Source organism: Nocardioides sp. NPDC057577 (assembly GCF_042801335.1).
Taxonomy (GTDB): Bacteria; Actinomycetota; Actinomycetes; order Propionibacteriales; family Nocardioidaceae; genus Nocardioides.
The window spans coordinates 24,642-38,960 of record NZ_JBHVGB010000037.1 but is presented as its reverse complement, the minus strand read 5'-3'; the positions used below and the strand labels follow the sequence as shown (position 1 = coordinate 38,960).

Here is a 14,319-nt window from a genome sequence, read left to right as displayed (position 1 = left end):
GCGCGTCATAACGCGCCGACTCGGCATTCTCAGCGGCCTCCTAGCGCAGGTCGAACACGGAGTACAGGCCGCGCTTGAACCTCGGCTGGCCGAGCTCGCGGCGCAGGCCCGGGAGGTCCGCCCGGTAGCGACGGTCGACGACGAGCCAGTCGACCCCGTGCTCCTCGCGCAGCGCGCCGAGCGTCAGCGGTGACGGACGCGTGATCGCCGCGTCGTTGGCCGCGAGCAGCTCGGGGTCCCAGAAGGGTAGGTAGGCCGAGTTGTTGAGATCCGTGGACGGCAGCCCGACCACGAGCGGGTCGATGTAGGCCCATCCTTCGACCAGGACCCGACGTTCGGCGTACGCCGCGATCCAGAAGTTCCGGCGGTCGCAGTCGGGCACGGGCAGCCCGATGCAGTGGGCGTTGGTCGCGATCAGGTCATCGGGCTGCGAGTGCTCGCGGACGAACCGTGCGGCGGCGACTCCGCCCGGGCCGATGATGTCCGTGTCGGCCGCCCGGGGAACCGCCGGCCCGATCGTGGCGAGAGCGACGGTCTGCGGCGCCCCGGCGAGCACGACCCCCAGCATCAACGCCACGACCGCCGGGAGCGTCGCGATCGTCGAGCGCCTGACGTAGACGAGCACGACGACGAGTGCGGCAGCGAGCACGAGCAGTCCGATGACGAGCTGGGTCAGCAACGTCGGCGTGAAGACCTCGCCGCCGGCCGGCATCTCGCCGCCGACCATCAGTCTCACGGCCACGACCACGAGCCAGCCGAGTGCGGCGCAGCCGACGATCCGGACGCCGTCGCGCGACGACAGGTCGACGGGGACGATGTCCGAGAGCGAGACGGCGATGAGCACGGCGAGGAACCCGCTGGCACCCAGGAGGAAGTACGCCTGGCTCAGCGCCGGATGGCTCAGGACCATGAACGCGCCGGCACCGGCGGCCCAGGTGCCCGCCAGGAACAAGAAGTCGGGGCGTCGCCAGCCCCCACGCACCAGGGCCACGATCACCGGCACGGCGAGGAGGACGAACCCGACCGTGAAGCAGACCCAGATCGCCCACGGCGCGGACCCGGGCAGGGTCTCACCCTCCGGCAGCATCAGGATGCCCAGCCGCTGAACGGTGCTCCCGTTGAGATCGATCCCGGTCGCCCGGGTGCCGCCGCCGTAGAACAGCTGCTGGGCGACCAGGAAGACAGCGACGGCCGACGCGAGCAGGGCGCCGAGGGTGCGGACCATCCGCGGGCGACGCAGCACCGCCGAGATCACCAGCGCCAGGAACAGGCCGGCGATGATCGTCGGCAGGGCCGACGACTTCGCGCCGGCCACAGCGACCATGACGACCACGGTCAGCACCCACGGTCCCCAACGCCACCGCTCGCGCCGGATCATCTCCACGACCAGCACCATCAGGATCATCTGGAGCGGGATCACCAACGCGTGCGTCGGGCTGTCGAACGCGCGCGTCACGGAGTCGAAGGCCAGCTGCGCGGGGCTGACCAGGCTCGTCCAGCCGAAGAAGTCGGGGGTCGCCCCCGTCGCGAGGACGAGAGCAGCGACGAACCCGGTCCACTTCCGTCCCGTGAGACGGATGGCCGCGGCGTACGCTCCACCGACCGCGAGCAGGACGAGCAGCGCGATCGACATGCTGCGCATGAGCACGATGAGCTCGATGTGCGTGACCGTCGCTGCCGACGCCAGGTGGACGTAGACGAGCCAGTGGTAGAAGAGCGGGGTGCCGTCCACCCACGGCATCTGGGCGGGAAAGTGGTGCAGCAGATCGCCGGCGATCGCGAGGTGGAAGGGCTCGTCGACGTACGGCGCCCGCAGGGCGTCAACCGGTCGCTGTGACCAGACCTGGTTCGCCACCAGAAGAACCTGTACGCCCGCCACCGCCGCACCCGCCCACGACCACACGCGCGCCCGTCCGATCACCACCGGACCCACCCGTCGGCGGCGCCGGACGACCAGCAACGCGCCGAGGAGCACCGCGACCGGATACCCGTAGATCAGCTGGGTGAGATCGAACAGCCGCAACAGCACGTAGAGCGGTGCTTCGAGGACGAGCCCGAGGATGGTGCCGAGCACCAGGTCGTTGCCGAGACTCGGTCCGGGCTTGGCGACCGCTCGCCACACCACGGTGCCCGGGAAGGTGAGGAACGCCAGGACGTACCCGGTGAAGAGCAGTGCCTCGGCGAGATCGACCCCGGCGACGCGGATCGCGAGCACGAGCGTCGCCCCCACGACCAGCACGCCGGGGAGCAGCCCGGACCAGGACCGTCCCGGGAAGACGCGGTCCGAGAGCGTGCGGTCCGAGGAAGGCTTCGCGCCAGGTGCGACGCCTACGGTTGCCGGGTCTGCAGTCACGCGGGCGATCATGCCAACAAAACGCCTACACGGAGTACACCGAAGCCCCTCCGGATGCGCTATTTTCCTAGCGATGTCCCTCACCCACACCGTCTCCGTCGTCATCCCGGTCTACCGCGGTGCCGAGACGCTTCCGGAAGTGGTGAGCGAGGTCGTCGACCTCGCCGAACCGTTCGTCACTCCGGACGGGCACCAGGGACGTGTCACCGAGATCCTCCTGGTCCACGACCATGGCCCGGACGCCTCCGATCTCGCGCTCCGGCAGCTCGCCGAGAAGTACGACATCGTTCGCCCGATCTGGCTGAGCCGCAACTTCGGCCAGCACGCCGCGACCCTGGCCGGACTGGCCTCGTCGGGGTCGGACTGGATCGTCACGATGGACGAGGACGGGCAGCACGACCCGGCGTACGTCCGGCCGATGCTCGACACCGCGCTCAGGGAGCGGGCCGCGCTCGTCTACGCCCGCCCCACCAACGCGGCGCCCCACGGTCCGCTGCGCAACCTGACCTCGCGCGGCTCGAAGGTCGTCGTCGACCGCCTCATGCCCGGTGGCAGCGCCCGGCAGTTCAACAGCTTCCGGCTGATCCTGGGCGAGTACGGCCGGAGCGTGTCCGCCTACGCCGCCAACGGGGTCTACCTGGACGTCGCGCTGAGCTGGGTGATCTCGGACGTGGCGACCTGCCCGGTGGAGCTGCGCGAGGAGGGCGAGCGACCCTCCGGCTACAACTACCGCTCCTTGATGTCGCACTTCTGGCGGATGGTGCTCACCGGCGGCACCCGGCTGCTGCGGGCGGTCAGCATCTGCGGCGCTCTGCTCGCCGCCTCCGGCATCGTCCTCGCGGTCGCGTTGGTCGTCGCTCGTCTTGCCGGCGGGGTCCCGGTCCAGGGCTGGACCTCGTTGATGGCGGCCGTGCTGGTCTGCTCCGGCTCCATCATGCTCACCCTCGGGGTGATCGCCGAATACCTCGGTGTCTCCGTCAACATGGCCATGGGCAAGCCGCTCTACGTCATCGTCAGCGACCCCGCGAACGGCCCGCTTCGCGAGGGCCCCCGGCCCGGTCACCCCGAGTGACCGGCGCCCCGGATCCGTCCAGACCGCCCACGCTCGTCGTCGGTGGTGGCGGCCTGCTCGGCCGCCACGTACGCACCGCGTTCGCGTGCTCCGGGTCGTCCGTGCACACGACGAGCGTTCCCTGGGACGATCCGGCCGCCGCCCGCGCCGTCCTGAGGTCGGAGCTCACCGCCTTCGTCGGCTCGTCGCCGGACGGCCGGGTCAACATCGCCTGGTGCGCCGGCGCGGGTGTGGTGGCCACCCCGGCTGACGAGCTCGAGGCCGAGGTGTCGCTCTTTTGCGAGGTGCTCGACGACCTGCGTGCAGCTCTGCTGCCCACCACCCGGCTCGCGTTCTTCTTCGCATCCTCCGTGGGTGGGGTCTACGCCGGTTCGGCCGACCCCCCGTTCACCGAGCTCTCGGAGCCGCGTCCGCTGGTGGCGTACGGCAGGGCCAAGCTGGCCATGGAAGAAGCCCTGACCGCATTCTGCGCCGAGACCGGATCGGTGGCGCTCCTCGGCCGGATCACCAACCTCTACGGGCCCGGCCAGAAGCTCTCCAAGCCCCAGGGCCTCGTCTCTCAGCTGTGCCTGGCCCAGCTGCGCGGCACGCCGCTGCCGGTGTGGGTCTCCTTCGACACCATCCGCGACTACCTCTATGTCGGCGACTGCGCGGAGATGGTCGTCGACGCGCTCGATTGGCTCCACGAGCACGTCAGGGATGCCGGGTCGAACGCCGTCGTCAAGATCCTGGCCACCGGCACCGGAACGACCCTCTCGGCCGTCGTCGGAGAGATCAACCGGGTCTTCAGACGGCGGGCACGGCTGCGCATCCCGGGAGCCGGCACGCCCGGCCAGGCCCGCGACCTTCGGGTCCGCAGCGTCGTCTGGCCGGAGCTCGACAAACGGACACAAACGCCTTTCTCCGTTGGCGTGCGTCGCATCGCCGATGAGATCGCGCTGGCCTACGCTGCTGGTACCTCCGCCCCTCCGACGCACGTGAGCGAGATCTCCATCCGATGACCGAAACGGGCATGCTGCTGGGCAGCACGACGGGCGGCTCTCCCTCGATCGCGCAGAGCGACTACTGGTGGTACCGAGCGCGCACCCGGATCCTCGAGACCGTCATGAAGCCGTACGTCGGGACGCCACGCCGCCTCCTCGACGTCGGCAGCGCCGACGGGCCCAGCGTCACCTGGCTCGAGGGCACCGCCGAGCACCACGTCTCGCTCGACGTCGACCCGCGTGGCCTTGCCGACGGCGGCGTGTGCGGCTCCGCGAACCGGCTTCCGTTCGCCGACGACTCCTTCGACGTGGTCGCCGCCTTCGACGTCATCGAGCACTGCGATCCCGAGGCCACCGCGCTCGCCGAGATCGAGCGCGTCCTCGCCCCTGGCGGCCGCTTCCTCATGTCCGTGCCGGCGTACAACTGGGCCTGGACCCGCCACGACGACCACAACCACCACTACCGGCGCTACACCCTGCGGCGGGCGGTCGAGGCGATCCGGGCGGCCGGGCTCTCGCCCGTGCGAGCGACGTACGGCTTCACAGGTACGTTTCCCATGTTCGCCGCTCAACGCCTGGTCACCCGGGTCAAGGAGCGCGGTCCGGCCCGTGCCCGGAAGCTTCCCGACGGCGGCGTCGCACCACTGCCCGAGGTCTCGCCCGGGATCGAGAAGGTCCTGCTCGGCGCCACCCGCATCGACGAGCGGCTGCTGCCCCGACTCGATCTGCCGTTCGGGTCCTCGGTGCTCGTGGTCGCGGGCAAGGAAGACCGGAAACCACGCCTACACTCAGACATGCCTCGGCGTGCGGCCTGAGCCGGCCGACTTGGTTCGCTAGATCTCGGAGACGGACATTTGGACACGAGCAATCACTGGTACGGACACGCACACATCCTTTCCGAATACTGCGGCCTCTCCTTCGAGGAGCCCCGCACGATCTGGGGCGTGCTCCAGCACGGCTGGAACCTTCTGCACGGCTTCGGCCCAGGCCACGAGCCGCCCTACGGCTTCCCCAAGTTCGTCTGGTCCCACGCGAACCTGCGCCGCGGCCAGGCGGTCGGCTGGCGCGACTACGCGGTGATCGGCGCTCCCTGGAACTACCTGCTCGAGCTCAAGAAGGACGTCGAGCCCGTTCCTCCGGCTGCCGAGCGCGAGGGCACGATCTTCTACCCGTTCCACACCTGGGACCACGGTGAGATCAACGGCGACCACGACCGGCTGATCGCGGAGATCCGCGACACCGAGGACGGCCCGGTGACCGTCTGTCTCTACTGGATCGAGTACGACATGCCCGAGATCCGGCGCCGCTACGAGGACGCCGGCTTCCGGGTCATCTGTCACGGCAAGCGCGGCACGCTGCGTCAGGGCACCGACATCCGCTTCCTCCACAAGCAGTACGCGGAGCAGATCCGCCACCGTCGGGTCGCGTCGAACCGCCTGACCACCGCCATCTTCTACGGCGCGTCGGTCGGTTCCGAGGTCGCGGTCTACGGCGACCCGATGACCTTCGCCGACGTCAGGGACGCCAGCGTCAGGGACGGGAACGAGCAGGCCAGACGCCTGTTCCCCGAGTTCCATGGGGTCGAGACCGACGCAGAGGAAGTACGCGCCACGACTGTGCGCGAGCTCGGGCTGGACGCCATGGCGTCGCCTGCTGAGCTGCGCGCGCTCTTCGGATGGGAGATCACAGCATGAACGACACCGACACGCCTTCGAAGCTCGACGCCTACAGCGTCGTGTCGGGAGACATGTACGACTGGTCCGACATGGTCGGCGCTCGTACGCTCCCTCGCGGACCGGTCCTGACCCGCTTCGCCGTCGCGACGGCGGACAACGCCTCCCACCTCCTCGTCGTGGGCCCGCACGACCTCGATCTGCTCGATGCGGCCATCGGCCGAGCCGCGACGACCACCGTCGTCCTCCGCACACATCCCGACGCGAAGCTCGTCTCCGAGCGGTACGCCGACAGCTCTGTCGACGTCGTCTGCGGTGACCTGCGTTCGTGGACCCCCGATCGGCCGGCCGACGCCGTGCTCGCGCTGGACGGGTTCGGACGGGTCGCGACGATCGACGCGGCCCCGACGGACTGGCACGCGATCGCCGAGCACCTCCTCGGCCTGGCGACACCCGACTCGCGGCTGGCGGTGGTCGTTCCCAACCCGGCATCCCCGCTCACCCAGCTCAGGACCGTCGCTCCAGAGGCATCCGACGAGGATGCCGACTGGTCGTTCCCCGTCCATGATCGGGCGAACCCGCCGAGCCTCGCGGACGCGAGCGCACGGTTCGCAGGTCGTGGCTACACGCTGTGGCCCGACGTCGGTTCGCCGACCCTGGCCGCGGCTCCCGAAGCCTGTTCGGTGGCGCTCGCGGTCGCTCACGGACGCCCCTCCGACACCCCCACGCTGCGGGAGGTCCAGCCCGCTCTGGGTCGGACGCTGGACACGCTGGGAGCCGAGGCGGCTGCCGGCGGTTGGCTGGTCGCGCGGGGCCTGGAGCCCATCGCGGCTGTCGTCGGCGTCGATCGGACCGGCGACGAGACGTCCTGGACCGCTGCCGAGCGGTCCTGGCTGGTCGAAGCGATGCGCGACTCGGCACGCCGGGACGCCTCAGGCCTTCGCCGCCACGTACGCCTGCTGCGTGAGGCCGTGGCCGACACACCCGAGCGATGGTGCGGTCTTCAGGTCGACGAGATCGGCCTCGACGCCGGCAGCGTCGTCCCGGTTCACGAGTCGACGGTGAAGCTCGGCGAGTCCGCCGAGGAGATCCTTCTGGGGCTGCTGGACGAGCTCGCCGCGTTCATCTGCGCGGCGGGATGGCGTCACCCGTGGCCCGCCGGTCGCGGCCGGGACGAGCTCACCGTCCTGCTCGCGGCGACCATCGACGTCGCGGTCACTCCGGCGGACGTACGCAGGGTGCGTCAACAGCGAGAGTCGGCGCTCGCCTCGAGCGGCATGACACCGGTGGTCGCACCGCGGCAGGCACCGCAGGACGCCGATCCGGGCGAGCTTCGGAAGCTGACGGCCGAGAACGAGGCGCTGCGCGGCCAGGTGACCTGGTTCAAGCAGCAGATGCGTCAACGTCAGACGATGACCCACGAGGTACGCACGGCAGCCCGACGCGACGTCGCGGGACTGAACGATCGCATCAAGGAGCTGGAGGACCAGCTGAGCGCTCGGCAGGCCCCGGCCGTCAACCGGGTCGCCAAGCGCGCCTCGACCGTCCCCGGGCGGGCACGTGCCGGCTTCGGACGCATCCCCGGTGTCCGGCCCGCGGCCCGCCTGCTCAGAAGGGCTCTCCGCGCGATCCGACGCGTGGCCCGGCGTTAGGCGTCAGCCGGTCACGCGTCGGCGGGCGCCGGCGGCGCGAGCCGCAGGTGGATCTCGTCCGACCAGCCGAACTCGAGCTTCGCCGCCTCGGTAGCGGTGGGCTGAGGCACCCGTTCGGAGAGCTCACGGGCCACGACGATCGGCTTGTGGTCGCGGCCGTCCAGCAACGACCACTGCGACGTGGCGCACGCATCGTGCTCGACCGCGGTGCTCCGCAACGCGCCCACCGGCACGGTGATCAGGAAGACCCCGTCACGGTCGGCCACGTCCAGGGAGACATCGAGGGGCTTCTCCGGGGTCGGCCAGGTCCGGAGCACCGCTCCCGTGGACTCCAGCCGGGGCCCGTCCGGACCACGCAGGATCAGGTCCTCACCCTGCCACCAGGCATCGTGAACGACGGGACGGTCGGGCGTCGCGGTGATCACGAAGGAACCGTTCGGGTCGCGGGTGGTGTTCACCGCGCGCCCCTTCAGCAGGGATCGAGACCCGATAAAGTCCGGATGCACCGGCAGTGGAGACGTACGTCCCTTCCGGGACAGTTTCACCCGGGTCGGCACGATCTCCTCCATGGGCATGTCCAGTCCGGACTTCTCGAGGACAGCCTCGACGGGCACCGTCAACCGCCATGGGGTGATGCCCCGCTCGCCCCGCTCACCGATCGTCAGCGGGTGGGTCACCACCGAGCCGCTGCGGTCGGTGAGGGTCAGCTCCGCCGACTCGGGAGGAGTGCCTCGGAACGCGCCTCGGATCTCGATCTCGTCGCCGAGATCCGTGGTGTGATCCACCCAGGCGTCCGGAAGGTCACGAACGGTGACCCCGAAGCCTCCGGGGAGGCGTCCTGGGCGGCACCAGCGGTTGCCGATGCGCCGCCAACCCTGCCATCGCTCCCGTCCGTCTCCCGACGTCGTCACCTGGATCACGTCGCGGACATCGCGGTTGCGGATGCCGATCATGAGGCGCCACTGGCGATCCCCGGCCAGGCGTGAGGGGTCGATGCTCAGCTCGAGCGTGGACCTGTCCACCTGGCCGAACGGGATCGCCCTCGGCAGAGCGACGTGGTCCACCGGCACCCTGTCGCCGGCAGGACTTTCCAGCCACACCTTGAAGCGGGTTCGTGGCGCGAGCGCGAGGGTGTTGATGCCGATATTGACCCGGACCGCGACTCGGGACCCGCTCCACCAGGCCTCGGTCGCCACCGCCTTGGCCTTCATGTACGCCGGAGCCAGCCGGAACACCGAGTCGGGGACACCGACCGCGGCGTCCTCGAAGGAGGGGAGCTTGGCGTACCAGCCGTCCTTGCGGCGGGCCAGCGGCGCCTGGGTCCCGTTCTCGGCGCGATAACGGGTCAACCTCGTCAGCGCGTCACGTCGGCGGCGCTTCAGCAGGTCGAACACAAGTCGCTCGAACGGTCCCTGCCGGTTGAGGATCGCGTCGTCGACGCGCGCCAGATAGCGCTCGGCCAGGTCGAAGATGCGCCCGGACTCGTCGGCCGGATGGTCCTCGATCGACCGGGCGAGCACCTGGACATCGGTCGCCGCGAGATGCGACTTGACCAGGTCGGACAGGTAGGGAGCCTGATCCTCGACCATGTCGAACAGCATCTCTGCCGAACGTACGCGGTCGGTGAGGTTGTCGAGGTTCCAGTGGCTCTGCGTGATCGACGCCTCGCCACCGTCGCGGTGCCGCCAGTAGTAGATCGGCTCGGCGAGAACGTCGACCTGCCGGGCGCGGATGTGCGCGGCGAGGGCGACCGGGTAGTCCTCGTAGAGCATGTCCGGGTAGCTGAGGCCGGCGGAGTCCCAGAAGTCACGCCGGTAGACCTTGTTCCAGATGTAGCGATCGATGCCCAGGATGTGGGTCCGGCTGCAGTGCGTCGCGATGCGGGTGGTGACGAACGGGCGCCGGTGGGACCACGACTGCCAGACCGACACCGAGTCGAAACGGCGGGCGTTGCCGGCCACGAAGTCGGAGCCCGAGCGCGCCAACGTGTCAGTCATGAGCTGGTAGGCGTACTCCGGGACGTAGTCGTCGGCGTCGACGAACGCGAGCAGGTCACCCCGGCTCGCTTCGATCCCGATGTTTCGGGCCACGCCGACACCGACCTTCTCCGAGGAGACCACCCGGAAACGCGAGTCGCTCGACGCGAACCGATCGGCAACTGTTGCGGACCCGTCGGTGGAGGCGTCGTCGACCATGACCACCTCGAAGTCCGAGAAAGTCTGGGCGCGTAGCGACTCCAGGCACGTCTGAAGGAAGGGCTCCACGTTGTGAAACGGGATGACGATGCTCAGAGCGGGATGCGGCACATTCTCACCTTAAGTCGCTCCGTCCTCAAGCCTTCGCAACCGCTCCTCGAAACGCGTGGCCGCGGTGATGCGAGCGCGTACCTGCTCCTGCTGACGCTGGATCTCGGCCCAGATCGAGGAGGCGTCGACGTGGCCGTCCGAGGGCGCTCCGGCCGCGAGGTTGCCCCGCTCGACGGTGTCACGCAGGGTCTCCAGACGTGCCTCGAGGGCCGCTACCTGCGGGCTGACACGAGCAAGCTCACGCTCGAGGTCGCCGATACGGACGCGTTGTCGGTCCGTGATCGCACGCAGCTCCTCGATGGTGGCCCGAGCTTCGTCCAGGTCGGCTGCAGAACCGGCCAATCTGTTGACCTTGCCGCGCAGTCGGTTCATCGCCATAGGGTTACGCGCTCCTCCTCGAGCCAGTCGGTCATGACGCGTGCCTCCGCCTCGATCCGATGCTCCGGCGCCACGGGCGAGGAGCCACCGGCCTGGTAGGTCCACTCCGTCTGCCCGGGGTTGTCGACGAACGAGAACCCGGACAGCAGGATGTCGGACTCCGGGAACAGGTTGACCGCCAGCCATGCGGCGGTGAAGCCCGTGGTCGGCGCCAGCTTCTCGGTCCGCCAGGGGATGTCGAGGTCGTTCCCGGTCCCGGCGAGCAGCTCGCCGTTCGGGATGGGGACGAAGCCCAGGTCGGGCGGCCAGGACATCGGCCACACCTCGAGGCGGCCATGGAAGCGCATCGGTTCGGCGAGGAGGTAGAGGCGCTCGCGGTAGCGGTCGAAGGTGAACCGCGTCGGGCGGGTGATCCGGTTCCAGATCACCACGTCGGCCCGTGATCCCTGGGAGCGCGGCTCACCCGGGACATCCAGCACGAAGCTGTTGACCCGGATCACCAGATCCGAGTCGTCGATGGCCTGCGCTCGGTCGTCGCTGGGTCCCAGCGGAGCGTTCCCGAGCACCGCGACCGACCTCACCGGCGCCCTTCTGGCGTACGTGGTCATCAGGTCGCGTAGGTAGGCGAAGCCTTCAGTGATCGTGACTGCCCGTTCGGCGATCAACGTCACCGGCTTCCCCTTTCCAACGACTCTTGTCGCAGCGTCGTCACAGATCGCAGGGACGCGGCAGGCGCGTTACCCGTTCGGAAAAATCATAACGAGCCAGACCTCCGACAGTTACCCACCCGAGTATTGATTTGAGCGTGGCGGCGCGATTTCACGCGTTCCGGCGCAAAGTGCCATGACGCTGTTGACGCCGCGTCACCATCCATACATCTGTGCGTCGTGCGCTGGTCAGGCGGACTGAGCCCCGGTCCAGCTGGTGCGCTCGGCCTCCAGCTCGGCGCGTACGGCGTCCAGCTCGGACTCCAGCTCGGCGACCCGGATGGCCGCCTCCGCAGCGTCGGCCTCGACGGCCTGGAGCCTCGCCTCGAGCTGCTCGCCGCGCAGCTCGGCCTGGGCGGCCCGGCGGGTCTCCTCGCCGCGGCGACGGACGGCCTCGGCGGCGCGCTGGTGAGCGGCGGCCAGGGCACCCTCCAGCTCCTCGACGGCCTGGACGCGTTCGGCGAGCTTGGCATCCATGTGCTCGCGGAACTCGGCGTTCTCCTCGGCCCGCTTCTCGGACTCGACGCGGAAGGCCTGGGCCTGCTCGGCGCGGTCACGCGCCCAGTCGCGGCGGGTCTGGAGAAGCTCGGAGTGAGTGATCTTGGTTGCGGCAGCGCCGCAGGCGAGCCCGATAACGGCTGCCAGCACGACAACCAGCCAGGACCCGGAGGCCACCGCGGCGGTGATCGTGATGGCGGCCAGCGCCAGCAGGGCTACAGCAACCGTCAGGCGTGTGCTGCGCTGACGCCTGCGTGTGACTGAAGTTGCGGATGGGGAAGGCATGCACCCACGGTACGGCTAGTTTTCATCGCGTTTGCGGACCCGGCACGCGTGTTCGAGGAGTCGAGCGGCGATGAGGATCGCGGTTCCAGCCACGGCCGCGAGGGCCGAGCGCACCAGCCGCTCCCCTGCTGCGGTGTTGGCGTCGTAGCCCAGCCAGCTCACCGCGTAGCCCAGATAGCCGCCGGCGAGGAGCGCGCCGACCAAGGTGCAGGCGCGGGCGAGCACCAGCCGGTTGACCGCTTGCTGAGCCTCGATGCGCTCGCCGCGTACCTGCAGCTGGCGGTGGGTGATCCAGGCGGTCACGCCCAGGGCTGCCGCGATCAGCAGCAGCACGATCGGCTGCGCCCAGGTGATGACCGGGGCCACCCCGCGCCAGGACTCCAGCACGGGGTGGGCAAGCCAGCCACCCACGATCCCGATCACGGCCCACGCTGTGATGGCTCCGCCCGACATCGGGTGGAGCCGGCGCTCGTCGTCGGCGGGATCCTTCTCAGGACCCTGGTCGGGATCCTCGGGTGCCGTGCTCAGTTCCGGCTCAGAGCTCGAGGGCGAGGTCGTCGCGGCGGGTGATGCCGGACTGGTCGGACTGCTCCAGCAGCTCGGCGATCGGGCCCACGCCGGGGAGGTCGGCGCTCGGCTCCAGGTCGAGCCACGGCTTGAGCACGAAGGCTCGCTGGTGAGCACGCGGGTGCGGCAGCGTCAGCGACTCCTCCTCGAGGATCTTGTCGCCGACCGAGATGACGTCGATGTCGAGCGTGCGGGGCTCGTTGAAGATGCCGCTGCGCGAGCGTCCGTACGCATCCTCGATGGTGAGCGCACGCTCGAGCAGGCGCGTCGGGGTGAGCGTGGTGTCGGCGAGGACGATGGCGTTGAGGTAGAGCTCAGCATCTCCGGGCGAGTCGACCGGCTCGGTCTCGTAGACCGGCGAGATCGTCGTCACCCAGACATCCGGGGTCTCGGCGAGAGTGTTCAACGCGTCCTGCAAGTTTGCCAACCGGTCCCCGAGATTGGAGCCCAGAGACAGCACCGCCCGCCGGATCGGCCGCATCTCCCCGGTGAGCGTGTCGGCGTCGATGATGTACGGGTTGGGTACCTCTGTCACGTGCTCTGCCTCCGGGTGATCGTCAGGGTGACGTCTTTGAACGTCGTTTCGATAGGCGCCCCCGGTTTGTGAACCGTAACACGTACCCAAAGTGCGCGGATGTCTGCAAGGCAGATGTCCGCGATCCGCTGGGCAAGCGTTTCGATGAGGTCCACCGGGTCGCGCTCAACATTTGTCTTGACCGCCATTGCGAGACTTCCGTAATCGACGGTGTCATGCAAGTCGTCCGATTCCGCGGCCTTGCGGGAGTCGGTGCCGATGACCAGGTCGATGATGAACTTCTGCCCCTCGCGGCGCTCGAAGTCGAACACCCCGTGGTGACCGAAGCACTCCAGACCGAGGATCTGGATTTCGTCCGCGGGTTCCGCAATGTTCATCTGGTTCATCGATTGGTTCATCGATTCGTTCATCGTGCCTCCAGCTTCGCTGCCGCCGCGAGGGTGTCCCTGGCGGCACGTACGTCATGAACACGCGTGGCCCAGACACCGCGTTGCGCGAGAAAGACGGTGATCGCGTCGTGAGCGTTCTCACGCTCGGTCACCGGACGCAGCGTGCCGTCGGGTGCGGCCAGCAGGCGCCCGAGGAAGGTCTTGCGGCTGGCCCCGATGAGCACCGGGAAGCCGAGCTTGTGGAACTCCTCCACCCCCGCCAGCAGCCGCCAGTTGTCGTCGGCCGTCTTGGAGAAGCCGAGTCCCGGGTCGACCACGATGTTGTCGTCCTGGATCCCTGCGACCCGCGCCGCCTCGATCCGCTGCTCCAGCTCCGCCTTGACCGTCGCGACGACGCCGTCGGCGTAGACGAGATGGTCGTCGTGCTGCATCTCCGCGCCGTGCGCGCGCCAGTGCATCACGACGTACGTAGCGCCATGGTCGGCCGCGACCTTCAGGATCTCCGGGTCGGCCAGACCGCCCGAGACGTCGTTGATGATCTTCGCCCCGGCCTTCAGGGCCGCCTCCGCGACCTCGGGACGCATCGTGTCGACCGAGAGGGTCGCCCCCTCCTCGGCCAGCGTCTCGATGACCGGCACCACCCGGGCCAGCTCATCGGCCACCAGCGGCCTGGTCGCCCCTGGACGGGTCGACTCGCCGCCGATGTCGAGCAGGTCGGCTCCTTGCGCCAGGAGCGCATGACCGTGAGCCACCGCGTCATCGGTCGCCAAGAACCGTCCGCCGTCGCTGAACGAGTCGGGCGTGACGTTGACGATTCCCATGACCTGCACGTCACGACCCTATCCGGCGACGCCGGAAGGGCAGACTTGACCGGGCGGGCCCGCTCAGCCAGGCCGCCCGCCTACTCATATACCCATGGAG

14 protein-coding genes are annotated in these 14,319 nt (G+C 69.3%); 5 read left to right on the top strand and 9 right to left on the bottom strand.

Going from position 1 to position 14,319, the window contains the following annotated elements:
• Positions 1 to 40: 40 nt before the first annotated feature.
• Complete coding sequence (locus ACFU7D_RS10500) at positions 41 to 2,353, bottom strand: hypothetical protein (protein WP_378866649.1); 2,313 nt, start codon at positions 2,351 to 2,353, stop codon at positions 41 to 43.
• Positions 2,354 to 2,426: 73 nt separating this feature from the next.
• Between ACFU7D_RS10500 and ACFU7D_RS10495 the strand changes: the two genes are divergently transcribed.
• The 5 genes from ACFU7D_RS10495 to ACFU7D_RS10475 are packed head-to-tail and all read left to right on the top strand — an operon-like array spanning position 2,427 to position 7,733.
• A complete protein-coding gene (locus ACFU7D_RS10495; protein ID WP_378866646.1) occupies positions 2,427 to 3,425 on the top strand; it encodes a glycosyltransferase in 999 nt (332 codons plus the stop codon).
• On the top strand, positions 3,422 to 4,426 hold the full coding sequence (locus tag ACFU7D_RS10490; RefSeq protein ID WP_378866643.1) for an NAD-dependent epimerase/dehydratase family protein: 1,005 nt from the start codon (positions 3,422 to 3,424) through the stop codon (positions 4,424 to 4,426). Before ACFU7D_RS10495 ends, ACFU7D_RS10490 begins: the two co-directional genes overlap by 4 nt.
• The gene (locus ACFU7D_RS10485) at positions 4,423 to 5,223 is read left to right on the top strand and encodes a class I SAM-dependent methyltransferase (RefSeq protein ID WP_378866640.1); all 801 of its coding nucleotides are present in this window, start codon (positions 4,423 to 4,425) and stop codon (positions 5,221 to 5,223) included. Before ACFU7D_RS10490 ends, ACFU7D_RS10485 begins: the two co-directional genes overlap by 4 nt.
• 39 nt (positions 5,224 to 5,262) lie before the next feature.
• Positions 5,263 to 6,102, top strand: coding sequence for a hypothetical protein (locus ACFU7D_RS10480; RefSeq protein WP_378866637.1), 840 nt, complete (start codon positions 5,263 to 5,265; stop codon positions 6,100 to 6,102).
• A complete protein-coding gene (locus ACFU7D_RS10475) occupies positions 6,099 to 7,733 on the top strand; it encodes a hypothetical protein (protein WP_378866634.1) in 1,635 nt (544 codons plus the stop codon). The genes ACFU7D_RS10480 and ACFU7D_RS10475 overlap by 4 nt, the downstream gene beginning before the upstream one ends.
• An 11-nt stretch (positions 7,734 to 7,744) precedes the next feature.
• Here ACFU7D_RS10475 and ACFU7D_RS10470 read toward each other — a convergent pair whose 3' ends face one another.
• The 8 genes from ACFU7D_RS10470 to folP all read right to left on the bottom strand — a co-directional run bounded on the left by ACFU7D_RS10470 (position 7,745) and on the right by folP (position 14,219).
• Positions 7,745 to 10,039, bottom strand: a complete 2,295-nt coding sequence (locus tag ACFU7D_RS10470) for a glycosyltransferase (RefSeq protein ID WP_378866631.1) — start codon at positions 10,037 to 10,039, stop codon at positions 7,745 to 7,747.
• A gap of 9 nt (positions 10,040 to 10,048) precedes the next feature.
• Entirely contained in the window at positions 10,049 to 10,411 is a 363-nt protein-coding gene (locus tag ACFU7D_RS10465; protein WP_378817770.1) for a hypothetical protein, read from the bottom strand.
• Positions 10,408 to 11,088 (bottom strand): hypothetical protein, encoded by a 681-nt coding sequence (locus ACFU7D_RS10460; RefSeq protein ID WP_378866628.1) that lies wholly within the window; start codon positions 11,086 to 11,088, stop codon positions 10,408 to 10,410. The genes ACFU7D_RS10465 and ACFU7D_RS10460 overlap by 4 nt, the downstream gene beginning before the upstream one ends.
• Positions 11,089 to 11,313: 225 nt before the next feature.
• The gene (locus ACFU7D_RS10455; protein WP_378866625.1) at positions 11,314 to 11,907 is read right to left on the bottom strand and encodes a hypothetical protein; all 594 of its coding nucleotides are present in this window, start codon (positions 11,905 to 11,907) and stop codon (positions 11,314 to 11,316) included.
• Between the two features lie 15 nt (positions 11,908 to 11,922).
• On the bottom strand, positions 11,923 to 12,360 hold the full coding sequence (locus ACFU7D_RS10450; RefSeq protein ID WP_378866622.1) for a DUF3180 domain-containing protein: 438 nt from the start codon (positions 12,358 to 12,360) through the stop codon (positions 11,923 to 11,925).
• A gap of 82 nt (positions 12,361 to 12,442) precedes the next feature.
• Positions 12,443 to 13,009: a 2-amino-4-hydroxy-6-hydroxymethyldihydropteridine diphosphokinase gene (folK, locus tag ACFU7D_RS10445; protein ID WP_378728418.1), complete on the bottom strand. Its 567-nt coding sequence runs from the start codon at positions 13,007 to 13,009 to the stop codon at positions 12,443 to 12,445.
• On the bottom strand, positions 13,006 to 13,419 hold the full coding sequence (folB, locus tag ACFU7D_RS10440) for a dihydroneopterin aldolase (protein ID WP_378866619.1): 414 nt from the start codon (positions 13,417 to 13,419) through the stop codon (positions 13,006 to 13,008). The genes folK and folB overlap by 4 nt, the downstream gene beginning before the upstream one ends.
• Positions 13,416 to 14,219 carry a dihydropteroate synthase gene (gene folP, locus ACFU7D_RS10435; protein WP_378728448.1) on the bottom strand — a complete coding sequence of 268 codons (804 nt, stop codon included), beginning with the start codon at positions 14,217 to 14,219 and terminating at the stop codon, positions 13,416 to 13,418. Before folP ends, folB begins: the two co-directional genes overlap by 4 nt.
• Positions 14,220 to 14,319 lie beyond the last annotated feature (100 nt).

What these genes read in the sequence shown, in the direction of transcription:
- ACFU7D_RS10450 (WP_378866622.1), bottom strand. Translation starts at nt 12,360, where the DNA reads ATGTCGGGCGGAGCCATCACAGCGTGGGCCGTGATCGGGATCGTGGGT.
- ACFU7D_RS10455 (WP_378866625.1), bottom strand. Translation starts at nt 11,907, where the DNA reads ATGCCTTCCCCATCCGCAACTTCAGTCACACGCAGGCGTCAGCGCAGC.
- ACFU7D_RS10485 (WP_378866640.1), top strand. Translation starts at nt 4,423, where the DNA reads ATGACCGAAACGGGCATGCTGCTGGGCAGCACGACGGGCGGCTCTCCC.
- ACFU7D_RS10465 (WP_378817770.1), bottom strand. Translation starts at nt 10,411, where the DNA reads ATGAACCGACTGCGCGGCAAGGTCAACAGATTGGCCGGTTCTGCAGCC.
- folB (WP_378866619.1), bottom strand. Translation starts at nt 13,419, where the DNA reads ATGAACGAATCGATGAACCAATCGATGAACCAGATGAACATTGCGGAA.
- folP (WP_378728448.1), bottom strand. Translation starts at nt 14,219, where the DNA reads ATGGGAATCGTCAACGTCACGCCCGACTCGTTCAGCGACGGCGGACGG.
- ACFU7D_RS10495 (WP_378866646.1), top strand. Translation starts at nt 2,427, where the DNA reads ATGTCCCTCACCCACACCGTCTCCGTCGTCATCCCGGTCTACCGCGGT.
- ACFU7D_RS10475 (WP_378866634.1), top strand. Translation starts at nt 6,099, where the DNA reads ATGAACGACACCGACACGCCTTCGAAGCTCGACGCCTACAGCGTCGTG.